This window comes from Paenibacillus sp. FSL E2-0201 (assembly GCF_037963325.1).
Classification (GTDB): Bacteria; Bacillota; Bacilli; order Paenibacillales; family Paenibacillaceae; genus Paenibacillus_AQ.
Map to the genome: position 1 here is coordinate 6287538 of NZ_CP150154.1, position 13038 is coordinate 6300575.

The 13038-nt window shown below is 43.9% G+C and carries 11 protein-coding genes; all 11 read right to left on the reverse strand.

The features are described 5' to 3' along the window. Window positions 1–13: 13 nt before the first annotated feature. Window positions 14–1246: a bifunctional ornithine acetyltransferase/N-acetylglutamate synthase gene (gene argJ / locus NSU15_RS28400; RefSeq protein WP_339288353.1), complete on the reverse strand. Its 1233-nt coding sequence runs from the start codon at window positions 1244–1246 to the stop codon at window positions 14–16. 20 nt (window positions 1247–1266) lie between these two features. After that, window positions 1267–2316, reverse strand: a complete 1050-nt coding sequence (gene argC, locus NSU15_RS28405; protein ID WP_339291498.1) for an N-acetyl-gamma-glutamyl-phosphate reductase — start codon at window positions 2314–2316, stop codon at window positions 1267–1269. A 181-nt stretch (window positions 2317–2497) separates the two neighbouring features. Further along, the gene (locus NSU15_RS28410; RefSeq protein ID WP_339243739.1) at window positions 2498–3382 is read right to left on the reverse strand and encodes a YitT family protein; all 885 of its coding nucleotides are present in this window, start codon (window positions 3380–3382) and stop codon (window positions 2498–2500) included. 153 nt (window positions 3383–3535) lie between these two features. Beyond that, window positions 3536–4649 (reverse strand): peptide chain release factor 2 gene (prfB, locus tag NSU15_RS28415; RefSeq protein WP_339288354.1). Its coding sequence is split into 2 segments (ribosomal slippage): window positions 3536–4576 and window positions 4578–4649, totalling 1113 coding nucleotides; the frame shifts between segments, so codons are not numbered across the junction. A 366-nt stretch (window positions 4650–5015) separates the two neighbouring features. After that, a complete protein-coding gene (gene secA / locus NSU15_RS28420; protein WP_042131327.1) occupies window positions 5016–7523 on the reverse strand; it encodes a preprotein translocase subunit SecA in 2508 nt (835 codons plus the stop codon). Window positions 7524–7802: 279 nt separating this feature from the next. Continuing rightward, window positions 7803–8351: a ribosome-associated translation inhibitor RaiA gene (gene raiA, locus NSU15_RS28425; protein ID WP_042131328.1), complete on the reverse strand. Its 549-nt coding sequence runs from the start codon at window positions 8349–8351 to the stop codon at window positions 7803–7805. A 229-nt stretch (window positions 8352–8580) separates the two neighbouring features. Beyond that, a complete protein-coding gene (locus tag NSU15_RS28430; protein ID WP_339288355.1) occupies window positions 8581–10026 on the reverse strand; it encodes an S-layer homology domain-containing protein in 1446 nt (481 codons plus the stop codon). A 361-nt stretch (window positions 10027–10387) separates the two neighbouring features. Beyond that, complete coding sequence (locus tag NSU15_RS28435) at window positions 10388–10585, reverse strand: cold shock domain-containing protein (protein ID WP_019915069.1); 198 nt, start codon at window positions 10583–10585, stop codon at window positions 10388–10390. A 235-nt stretch (window positions 10586–10820) separates the two neighbouring features. Beyond that, window positions 10821–11156, reverse strand: coding sequence for a hypothetical protein (locus tag NSU15_RS28440; protein ID WP_042131329.1), 336 nt, complete (start codon window positions 11154–11156; stop codon window positions 10821–10823). Further along, the gene (gene fliS, locus NSU15_RS28445) at window positions 11149–11547 is read right to left on the reverse strand and encodes a flagellar export chaperone FliS (protein WP_042131330.1); all 399 of its coding nucleotides are present in this window, start codon (window positions 11545–11547) and stop codon (window positions 11149–11151) included. The genes NSU15_RS28440 and fliS overlap by 8 nt, the downstream gene beginning before the upstream one ends. Before the next feature lie 19 nt (window positions 11548–11566). Continuing rightward, entirely contained in the window at window positions 11567–13036 is a 1470-nt protein-coding gene (gene fliD, locus NSU15_RS28450) for a flagellar filament capping protein FliD (protein ID WP_042131331.1), read from the reverse strand. Window positions 13037–13038: the final 2 nt, after the last annotated feature.

Below are 13038 nucleotides of genomic sequence, written 5' to 3' on the forward strand. Positions count from 1 at the left end.
AAGCCGCCACAAATTAGGTACGGTATGCAGCGTTAATACGCACATAATCGTAAGTTAAGTCACAGCCCCAAGCTGTAGCCTTTCCGGTTCCATCATGCAAATCTACAGTGATCAGCACCGTTTCACTTTTTTGCAAATAAGCCAAAGCCTTCTCTTCATCAAAAACAACCGGCTTCGAGTGCAGTAGCACCTCAATATCACCTAAAGAAATGTTTACGCGCTCCGGCGATACCGGAACACCTGCGCGTCCAACCGCTGCAATAATTCGTCCCCAGTTCGCATCCGCTCCAAAAATAGCAGATTTCACTAGACTAGAACCTACCACTGTCTTGGCAATCGCTGCGGCAGCTTCGTCATGAACTGCACCATTCACTTGAACCTCAATCAGGTGAGTCGCACCTTCTCCATCACGAGCAATCGCTTTGGCAAGCGTCTGGCAGACATACGTGAATCCTGCGGCAAAAGCGTCCCAATCCGGATGCTGTTGAGTCAGCTTCTCATTCCCTGCAAGCCCACTCGCCATCGACACTAACATATCATTCGTGCTTGTATCTCCATCAACTGTGATCATATTAAAAGTAACGTTCGTAGCAGAACGAAGCAAACTGTGTAAATCTTCCGCTGAAATATCAGCATCTGTAGTCATAAAACCGAGCATGGTAGCCATGTTAGGATGAATCATCCCGGAGCCCTTCGCGGCTCCAGCAATAATAACTTCTACACCGCCAACAAGCACCTTCACGGCAACCTCTTTTTTAACTAAATCAGTTGTAAGTATGGCCTGACAGAATTCCTCCGCTCCAGCAGCCCCACCGTCCAGCTTCTCTGGTATTGCAACAATACCGCTACGTACGCAGTCCATTTTCAGTAATTCACCAATAACTCCAGTTGAAGCGACAGCAACATCGTTAACGTTCACGCCCAAATGTTGAGCCGCAGCAGCGCGCATCTCATAAGCATCGGCCTCGCCTTGTTCACCTGTGCAGGCATTAGCATTCCCGCTGTTCACGACTACCGCCTGCAACGTTCCGTTCACAAGACTTTCCCGCGTCACCTTCAGAGGAGCCGCCTGAAAAACATTCGTCGTATACACGGCAGCAGCCGTAGCTGGAACCTCACAAAGAATCACTCCGAGATCGTTGCGGTCCGTTTTTTTCAATCCACAGTGCAGTCCTCCGGACTTAAATCCTTTAGGTGAAGTAATGCTTCCACCTTCCAAGGTAGTAAATAATTCAATCTCGCTCATGTTATTTGTACCGCTGATCCTTATGGATACACAGGTGTGTAGCCGAGGCCAAGGGTTTCCTCCCATCCCATCATCAAATTAAGGTTCTGTATTGCCTGACCTGCCGCACCTTTTACAACGTTATCAATGACGGAGACTATAGTCACCCGCCCTGTACGAGCATCTGTCGCAAATCCGATATCACAATAATTAGAGCCGTTAACTTCTTTTGTCGCTGGAATCACACCTACATCGCGCACCCGCACATAAGGTCTGCCCGCATAATATTCACGATATAAATCCACAAAATCCTGCTCCGTATAATTGCCCTTCATTCCTGCATACATCGTACTCATAATCCCTCGGCTCATCGGCACGAGATGTGTGGTAAACGTAACGGTTACCTTTTCTCCAGCAATCTCCGTGAGTGTCTGCTCGATTTCCGGTATATGTTGATGTTTATTTAATTTATAAGTTTTTAAGTTCTCGTTTATCTCTGCATAATGCACCATCAGACTCGTTCCGCGTCCCGCTCCGGTAACCCCCGATTTCGCATCAATAATAATACTGTCATGCTTAATCCAGCCTGCCTGAATCGCAGGAATTAGTCCAAGAAGTGTAGCCGTAGGATAACAACCTGGATTAGATATAAAATCAACCCCAGCCACACGCTCTCCGAACACCTCGCAAAGTCCGTATACAGCCTGTTCTAGGTATTCATCAGCAGGAGCCGTATGTTTGTACCAGTGCTCATACTCTGCGCCATCCTTCAATCGGAAATCGCCGGATAGATCTACGACCTTAAGTCCAACTTCCAGCAGCTGCGGGACCAGCTTTGCACTTACACCCGACGGCGTAGCCGTAAAAACCACATCCGCCCGCTCAGCCATCTGCACCGGATCAACGCCATCCAGCCTTCGGTCAATAATGCCCGTCAAATGAGGAAACCCTTCCTCTATCGCATCCCCTGCACTAGATGAGGAAATTACCGAAGTAATCTCTACTTTAGGATGACTTTGTAGTAGCCGAATCAGCTCTACGCCTCCATAACCCGTTGATCCAACAATCGCCGCCCTCAGCTTGCCTTCCACTGTCATCCCCACTTCCTGCTTATCATGAATATATTATTTAATATAATGCATACCGTCTTAGAAATATGTATTATTATACATCCCTATTAATATAAATACAACACAATATGTGAACTTTATTTATCCTAAATATAACCTCATTTAGAAAAAAAGAGAAGCGTCGCCTCCCCCGTAGGAGAGATTACGCTTCTCTTTTAAATCCTTCGCCTAACACTTCATGTGCTTCGGTAATAATAACAAATGCACTTGTATCTACAGATTGGACAATCGCCTTTAGCCTTGATACTTCATTCTGACCTACCACTACCATCAGAACGGTACGTGCATCGCCAGTGTACCCGCCATGTGCGTCCAGCTTTGTCAGACCACGATCCAGATCATTTAATATCGCCGCAGATATTTCATCTGTCTTGTCCGAGATAATATATGCAACCTTCGTATAGCGGAAGCCTACTTCTATCGCATTAATGGCCTTACCTGTCACAAACAATCCAATCAACGCATACAGCGCTTGCTCCATACCGAGAATAAACGCAGCCAGTACAATAACCGTCCCATCCAGCAACACAACGGAAACCGAGAAGCTGAGACCCGATATCTTTTGAATGATTTGCGCCAAAATCGTAAGACCACCTGTCGAGCCCCGACCGCGGAACACGACGCCAAGCCCCACTCCCACACAGATACCGCCATAAATGGAGGCTAAAAGTGGATTGGTTGTCGGTGTAGGCAAATCTTTTGTCAACAAGATAAATAGCGGCAACACAAAGCTCCCGAGCAACGAGCGAACGCCGTATTGTTTACCCAGGAAGATTACTCCGAGCACAAACAGCGGGATATTAAGTGCCCATTGCGTAAATGCCGGTTCAGCCCCAAACCAAGCTTCAGCCAATACAGAAAGACCCGATACACCGCCAGAAGCTATATGATTAGGCAGAAAAAAAAGATTAAAACCCAGTGCTGTGATTAGCGAACCGATCAAAATAAGCGTTGTATCCACCACATGACGGATGGGTCCATTCAGCGGAATCAGCGGGGGTTTATTACGAGAATTGATTTTTTGCATTTCATGGCGCTCCTTAAAGTGTCATCTTGCTCTACGTAAGAAGAAACGGGTACCCCATTCAGATCAAAGAATGGTATCCGTTTCCCCGAAAAATAAATATATAGATAAAGTATGGAGTAACTTTATACTCTCCTATATTCCCGAAAAAATCCCTTAGTCCGCCTCAACCTTGATCTGGCTACGCAAGTAACCATCGATGAACGCATCCAGATCTCCGTCCATTACCGCACCCACATTTCCCGTTTCTACGGAAGTACGGTGATCCTTGACCATGTTATATGGATGGAATACATAAGAACGGATCTGACTGCCCCAAGCGATATCGGATTGCTCACCGCGAATCTCATCCAATTGTTGCTGCTGTTCTTGCAGTTTGCGCTCATATAGTTTAGAACGTAGCATCTTCATTGCTTGTTCCCGGTTCTTGATCTGTGAACGTTCATTCTGGCAGGTTACCACCACACCCGAAGGTAAGTGAGTAATCCGTACCGCAGAGTCTGTGGTATTGATATGCTGACCACCGGCACCGCTCGCACGATACGTATCGATCTTAAGATCCTCGGTACGGATCTCAACTTCTACGTCATCCGTAATTTCCGGAACTACGTCACAGGATACAAAAGAGGTATGGCGTCTACCAGAAGAGTCAAACGGAGAAATCCGCACCAATCGATGTACACCCTTTTCAGCTTTCAGATATCCATATACATTGAAGCCTTTGATGAGCAGTGTGACACTCTTGATTCCCGCTTCATCACCCGGCAAATAATCCAAAACCTCAACCTTGAATCCACGTTTTTCAGCCCAACGGGTATACATCCGCAGCAGCATTTGTCCCCAGTCCTGGGATTCCGTACCGCCCGCACCCGGATGGAGCTCAAGGATTGCATTCAGCTTGTCATACGGCTGGTTAAGTAGCAATTGCAGCTCGAATTCATCCACTTTTCTGCCTAAGCTGCTGATTGTCTCCCCAATCTCTGCCGCAAGATCTTCATCGCCTTCTTCGTCCGCAAGCTCTGCCATCATCGCAGCATCGTCGTATTCTTGTTGCAGCTTCTCGTATTGATCCACGGAAGATTTCACAGCATTCATCTCGCCGATCACACTCTGTGCTTGCTCTGGATTATCCCAGAAGCCTGGAGCAGCCATTTTTTCTTCAAAGTTAGAAATCATCTCTTGCTTAAGATCTAAGTCAAAGAGACCCCCTAAGGTCAGTTAGTTTCTTGCCTATTTCACGCAGATCCTGCTTTACATTTGGTTCTATCATAGGTCACTTCACCTTTCAAAATAGGTTGTTACGGTCTTCGCTCTAATGGATAGTTAGTGCGTGAGTGAATGATTAGCCATTACGAGAAGGATTGGACTTCCGATCGCTGTTATCCTCAGATTCCTTGATTAGATAACCGCACTTGCGGTTGGAATCTGAAGATAAAGGCGAGCGCTACGCTTCTCCAGTTCCAAACCTTCTCTCCATTCCTCATTCACTCGAATACTAAATATCCAAAAAAGCGACTGGGCCGTAAACGGGGGATACCCCCGGGCCCAGCCGCTCTTTATGGTTAGTATACCCATAGACATCAGGGATACAGACTTACATCTTACTCCTGATTATGAGTGCTACTGAACGTTTATCTTATGCGTTTTGACCGTGGCAATTCTTGTACTTCTTGCCGCTTCCGCAAGGGCAAAGATCGTTACGGCCAGTTACAGCCTCAACATGAACCGGACGTTTCTCAACAGGCTCTCCGTTTGTAGAAATCTTGTCTTCATCAATAACGGATTGACGTTCCTGATTCGCTTCGATGTGAGCCTTCATAATATAAGTAGCTACTTCTTCTTGAATCGTAGCAGTCATAGTATTAAACATCTCAAAACCTTCGAATTGATACTCGCGAAGTGGATCCGTACCCCCGTAAGCACGCAAGTGAATCCCTTGACGCAATTGATCCATTGCATCGATATGATCCATCCATTTGCTATCTACGGAACGAAGTACGATTACCTTCTCGAATTCACGTACGAGTTCTGAACCCAGACGTTCTTCACGTGCAGCATATTTCTCAAGCACACGTTCGAAAATAAACTCGATGATCTCCTCTGCTTCCTTACCCCATAGAATATCACGGGTCAAAGCACCTTCTTCAAGCAGCTTGCTGTTCACGTAATCAGCAACTTCTTGCAATTCCCAGTTCTCAGGAATATCATCGCTACAGTGTGCAAGAACGATACGCTCAATTACTGGTTTGATCATTTCAAGCACGATATCTTTAATATTATCAGACTCCAGAATCTCACGGCGTTGTTTATAAATAATTTCACGCTGCTGATTCATCACGTCATCGTATTGCAATACGACTTTACGGATATCAAAGTTATTGCCTTCAACACGTTTCTGAGCAGATTCTACAGCACGTGTGATCATGCGGCTCTCAATCGGCTGATCTTCCTCAAATCCGAGACGATCCATCATAGTTAGAACGTTGTCAGCACCAAAACGCTTCATAAGCTCATCGCCAAGCGACAAGTAGAATTGTGTAGAACCAGGGTCACCTTGACGACCCGCACGACCGCGCAGCTGGTTATCAATCCGACGCGATTCATGACGTTCTGTACCAATAATATGCAGACCTCCAAGATCTGTCACACCTTCACCTAGAACGATGTCCGTACCACGTCCAGCCATGTTGGTAGCAATCGTAACTGTACCCGGTTGACCTGCATGTGTAATGATTTCCGCTTCTTCAGCGTGATGCTTCGCGTTAAGCACTTGGTGTCTAACACCTTTACGCTTCAGCATTTCAGATACGAGCTCTGAATTCTCGATTGATACTGTACCAACCAGTACAGGCTGGTTCTTTTTGTGACGCTCTACAATTTCTTCCACAACAGCTTTGAACTTACCGTTCTCACTCTTGTAGACAACATCCGGCATATCTACACGTTGATTCGGTTTGTTCGTAGGGACTTGAAGAACTTCAAGACCATAAATCTTCTTAAATTCCTCTTCCTCAGTCTTCGCTGTACCTGTCATACCGCCCAGTTTGCGATACATACGGAAGTAGTTCTGGAATGTGATCGTTGCAAGAGTCATACTTTCATTCTGTACTTCAATTTCTTCCTTCGCTTCAATCGCTTGGTGCAATCCATCGCTATAGCGACGTCCTGACATTAGACGTCCTGTAAATTCATCGACAATAACGACCTCACCCTCGTTTACAACGTAATCTACGTCACGACGCATAATTACGTTTGCTTTCAGGGCTTGGACGATATGGTGATTCAAGGTCACATGACTGTGGTCATACAAGTTCTCAATACCAAAAGCGCGCTCAGCAGTAGCTACACCTTTTTCAGTCAAAGCTACAGACTTCACTTTAATATCAACTGTGTAGTCTTCCTCAGCTTTAAGCTTTTTCACGAAACGGTCAGCTGAAAAGTACAATTCTGTAGACTTCTCAGCTTGTCCGGAAATGATAAGAGGTGTACGTGCTTCATCAATAAGAATAGAGTCCACTTCATCAATAATACAGAAATACAGAGGGCGTTGAACCATTTGCTCTTTATAGAGCACCATGTTGTCACGCAAATAATCAAAACCAAATTCGTTGTTCGTGCCGTACGTAATATCGCAGGCATAAGCAGCTTGTTTATCAGCATGGTCCATACCGCTCAGGTTAACCCCAACCGTCATGCCCAGGAAGTTATAAATTTGTGCCATTTGTGCGCTATCGCGCTGAGCCAAATAGTCATTGACCGTTACTACGTGTACACCTTTACCTAGCAAAGCATTCAAATACACTGGCAATGTACCTACTAGCGTCTTACCTTCACCAGTCTTCATCTCGGAGATTCGGCCTTCATGCAGAGCCATACCACCAATCAGCTGCACATCAAAATGCCGCATACCAAGTGTCCGCTTGGAAGCTTCACGCACGGTTGCAAATGCCTCGGGAAGAATTTCTTCCAAAGTTTCGCCTTTTTCAATACGGGCACGGAATTCTGCTGTCTTAGCTTGTAACTGTTCATCAGACAGCTTTACAAATTCCGGTTCCAATCCATTAATTACATCGACTGTCTTCATGAGACGTTTAACGTCACGATCGTTGGTGTCTCCGAATATTTTCTTTACAAGTCCTAGCATGGTTAACCCCTTTCATGCAACACAGATGGTGGAACCGAGCCCATCCTCACAAAATTGAAAGGGCCATTTATAAATTCGATTCCGCTGCTTCATAAATTGTAACAGTTTGTAAGAGATGCCGCAATACAAGGTGTATCAGCCACATTTTTCAAATCTAGCCGCTTATACGCACAAGAGCCCTATTCGCTTGCAGCGAATAGGGGCTCGGTTTAAATTTCTTAGGTTCTGACTAACTGTCGAAGCCCTTTATACTTTGAGCATAACTGGCATCATTGGATCTTAGCCCTGTTCAATCAGTCCATATTTACCATCATCACGTTTGTAAACTACGCTTACTTCCGAGGTGTCGATATTGGAAAACACAAAGAAATTATGTCCTACCATATTCATTTGAAGAATCGCTTCTTCAACATCCATCGGTTTCATCGTAAAGCGCTTGTTCCGCACAACTTCTAAATCATCATAATCTTGTTCTTCTACAGCAACAGCGGTACTTGCTCCGTCCACAAACAGCGTCTTGAGTCCCTCTTGACGGAACTTACGATTGATCTTCGTTTTGTGTTTGCGAATTTGACGTTCCAGCTTGTCCACAACGGCATCTATGGAAGCATACATGTCATCGCTGCGATCTTCCGCACGAAGCGTCACGCCAGCAAGCGGAATGGTTACTTCCACCGTATGAAGGCCGCGAACTACGCCAAGCGTCACAGACCCTTCAGAGGTAGGGGGTGCTTCGAAATACTTCTCAAGTTTGCTGAGCTTCTTATCAACATACTCTCTCAAAGCGTCGGTCACGTCAATTTGTTGACCTCGAATGGTGAATTGCATGGCCACTCCTCCTTTAGTTACACCTTCATTATACCAAATTGTTAAGGCTAAGTAAAAAGTAATTCCTTACAGCCCTTACAATTAGATAACAATTATTGTCGTAGTGTTCACAAATAAAACAAGTCCGGCAAGAGCAACTATTCGCCTCACCGGACCAAGAGTAAACCTGTCGTTATTATAGTACGAATTCCATTCTTATATTCCCAAACTGAGACAGTATAAGATTAAGTTACTTGGTATGAATTTGAATGATTTCTACAGGTGACAATTGCGTACCTGATCCTGTAATAACGTATACCTTATAGGCAGTATTGGCTGTCAATCCAGTCAATGTATGCGTATGTTTTACACCAGGAGCGAACGTAAGCGTGTCCGTCCATGGAGCAGTCAATGCTGTACCAGTACTATTCTGGCCTAAAGAAATTTGTGTTGCACTAGGTGCTTTTTCATTAGCAGGCAATACTACATATCTTACTGGGGTTGGAGCGGCACCTGTCACACCATATTTAACATATACATCTGCTGTAACAGTACCTACTTGTCCTGGTTCAAAAAGCGTAAACGAGTTTGTAGTTACCTGAGCAGTAGTTAATCGAACGGTTGTCACAGTAGACAGATTGCCAGATGCATCCGCTGCTACGATATATGTTGCGTATTCTGTCCCAGGATTCAATCCGTAAACCGAGAATGTAACATTTGTTTTGGCTACAGCTGCAACACTACCGTGAATTTCGCTTGCAGTTCCATTGCTGATCTGTCCTTTTTCCACCTGTAATGCACTCGGTGCAGTTACGTTAGCAGTATAAGGAGCTACAACATAGTACACTGAGCCTGTTACGGAAGATGTCAGGTATACATCGGCTGTTACCGAACCAACGTTACCATAGGTTGCCCCACTTACGGTTGGAGTTGTGACATCTCCACCACCGTTACCGCCGCCAGATCCACCACCGCTGCCTCCACCAGTACTACCGCCAGGAGTAGCTGTTGGGGTTGGTGTAGCTGTTGGTGTCGGAGTAGCTGTTGGCGTTGGGGTAGGTACTACTCCACCACCTGTGCCGCTACCTGGGTAATAGATGACTGAGGTATTGATGATACCTACAGCCTCTGCACGTGTTAACGATCTCTTAGGACCGAAGGTTCCGTCCGGATAACCGTTAATAATCTTCTTATCTGCTGCAGCGGCTACTGCACCTTTTGCCCATGCTGCAATTTGTGCATTGTCTTTAAATTTGCTAGTAGTGGTATTGGTGCTCAATTTAAGTAATTTTGCAGCCATTACAGCTGCCTCTTGTCTTGTGAGCGGACTATTAGGACGGAACGTATTGTCCTCGTATCCTCCGATATAACCAGCTTCCACGGCTTTAGCCACTTCACTGTAGTTCCAGTTTGTACTTTTCATATCTTTAAAGCTTACAGTTGCTTTTTCTGTAAAACCGAACAGGCGATTTACCAGAGTCACATACTCTCCACGTGTAATTGCCTTATTTGGTTTAACAGTACCGTCTGGGTATCCTCCAAGGTATCCTCTATCTAGCCATTCCTGTAGCTGACCTTGGGCCCAGTGACCTTGAATATCCTTAGGTACGGAGGCGGCAGATACGCTGCCAAGAGATCCTAATAACATACTAACTCCTAAAACTCCGGTCATAAGACCGCGCAACTTCTTTTTCATCCTGCTAATCATCCTCCTAAAAGTTTTGATAGCATAGGCTATATGAATCTTTTCTTAGATGTATTGACCTAGGCTAACATAGTGTGCGTCGAGGTAAGATAAACAGCTCAACGTACAACTATTACCCACATTTCGAAGAGTTCTAACATTTTCCATAATATGAATTTACAAAGCCGCTATTTTCTAGCTTTTAACAGCCTTAATGGAGGTTTATGAGAGCACAAAATATCCCCACAAAGTGGAGCTTTGCAGGGGCCTCAAACACACAAAAAAAGGATCTCGGGAGAATTCCCAAGATCCTTGCTAGCGCTGTCTAAATTGCTAACCATCTACTTATATGTAGGTCGGCTTAGCCGTATGATTATAATTTGATTACGTTAGCTGCTTGTGGTCCGCGTGCACCTTCAACGATATCGAACTCTACGGATTGGCCTTCATCCAAAGTTTTGAAACCATCTGTTTGAATCGCGGAAAAGTGTACGAATACGTCGCCACCGTCTGCAGTCTCGATAAAACCATAACCTTTTTCTGCGTTAAACCATTTTACTTTACCTTCCATTGATTAAACATTCCCTTCGTCATCAGATGAACGTGAGTCTTGCTCACAAATCGACTATACCACCGTAACTTCTTCATTGTCAATTGGAAAAGTAAATGTTTACATGCAATAATTTACCACGTAAAATATGACATTTATCTCTCCTTAATTAAGAAATAGATTTGGTATAACGATAAAATAAAAAGCAGACGGTATTTAATACCCGTCTACTCCTATAGTGAAACACCGAAATAAATTATTTTCTGCGATCCATTAAAAAACTATCTGGGGTATAAGCAGCCTCGTAGGCGCTGCGTTGTACCTTGGCCTGATTACGCTTCTGCAACCAGTCTTGGGCTTCCAAACGAAGAGCATTCATTCTGTCTAAGATTACATTGTCGTATCCCAAAATTCGATTAATTTCTTGTTTTTGTGCGGTTGTCGACTTACAAATTCCGGCTTGTTCTGCAATAGCGTCGACAAGCTCCTGACGATCCTCGACAAAAAACTCCAGTTCCTCATAGGTAGTCTCATCAAGTCTGTCCGTGATGCCTAAGGTCAGTTCCTTCAGGCTCTGAATTAACTCATCCATGAGCACTTTCAGCCTGTCCCTGGCCTGCAGCGATTTTGGATGCTTGTAGCCAAGTTTCCCGAAGTTCTGTAAGGTAGCCGATAGCCTCTTCCGCTTTTTCTGGGCTCTTGCGGATGTTAGCTTCCACTAACAAGAAATTCGTATATTCATAAAGTGAATAAAGATTATTAGATACCTCATAGGAGTAGTCCAATGTACTCATTAATTCACTAATAATCGTTTGAGCTTTGCCAAAATTCAGACTGGTCTTCTCATAGTCCTGTTTGCTTAGTCCATCCATTGCTGTTCTCGCAAAACGAATGGCTCCATCATACAACATGATTACCAACTGCGCAGGAGTTGATGTTTGAACAGACGACTGACGGTATTTATCATATGGAGAAGTCATCATGTAATGTCACCTCTATCGGTTAATTTGCCATATAACTAGATAATGCAGAAGACTGAGAGTTATATTTATTCATAGCAGTTTCCATTGCCGTAAACTGTTTGTAGTAGTTTGTCTCCAGAGTAGTGAGACGAGTCTGAAGTGTTTTAATCCTAGTATTATAATCTGTCAATCGCTTGCCCATTAAGCTATCTGACTTAAAGGCAATGGTTAAATCTGACGAAAACTTTGATGTCCCTACCTTAGTAACAAATTTATCCAAGGTATTACCTACGGTGGTAGTTAATTTATCGAATACGCCATCAGATCCTGAACCACCTTGAAACAAAGTCATAATCTTTTGAGGATTATCTGCTAAGGCTTGCTTTAATTTCGCCTCATCAATATATAACTTCCCATTCTCATAATATTGACCTGCAGTTATACCGATCGAACTAAGTTCGCCCATCCTATTTGATAGTTCAAATCGCATAGAAGCAATAGTAGATTTCAGAATTTCATCGTTCCTCAACAATCCACTCTTAGCCTTTTTCTCCCATAGTTCAATATCATTATCCGTCATTTCTTTCTTTTGCTCGTCCGAAAGTGGTGTGAAATCCTTATATTTCTCTTCATCAACTTTACTGTTTAACACACTTAACAGTTCATTATAATCCTTCACAAAACTCGTAATAGTTTCCAAAGCTTTCGCCGAGTCTGTTTGCGTATTAATTGTAGTAGCTACCCCATCCGTTTTAGACAAAAGTGTAAAACTCACACCATTTATTTTGAAATTATTACTATCAAAACTCATTGGTGAACCATTTACAGTAATCTGTGCCTTCTCTGGAGGAATTGTAACCTTGAAAGCAGGATCACTTGACCCAAATAAGGTCAATAAACTGTTTGTACCTGTGAGATCAACCTTACCTTCATCCCCATAGGTTTTTGAAGCCAAGGAAAACTTACCTGTAACCTCATCATATTTAGCCGTTACATTAGCTTTACTATCTGAGTTTATTTTCGCAATTACCCCTGATATACTCAATTCCTTATCAAAATTAATGCTACTACCATTGATAACAATATTATATGTTTGTGTTGTAGAGGCAGAATCCGCAATCGCAGATAGCTTAGTTGCAGACGAAGGTATTGATCCATCTTTTTTAGGAACTACTGTCTCCCAAGACCTCGGTTTTGCTAATTCAGTAATCTCCATTTTCATAGGTATACCGTTAGCATCGGCTGTTGCTTCGGCCTTCAATGCTGTCGTATTCCCAGTTACAACTGCAGTCTGGGTATTTAATGCCGTCGACTTGTCATAATTCTTTAACTTAGAATTTTGAAAATCTACAAGCTTACTATTGATCTCACGATAGTTGTCCCGTTGCCATTGAAGTATCTGCTTTTGTTGATTTAATTTATCTAATGGTACACGCTTAGCAGTTATCATCTGCTTTACGAGAGTGTCCACATCTAGACCAGAAACCATCCCACTGATCCGAGTCACCATAG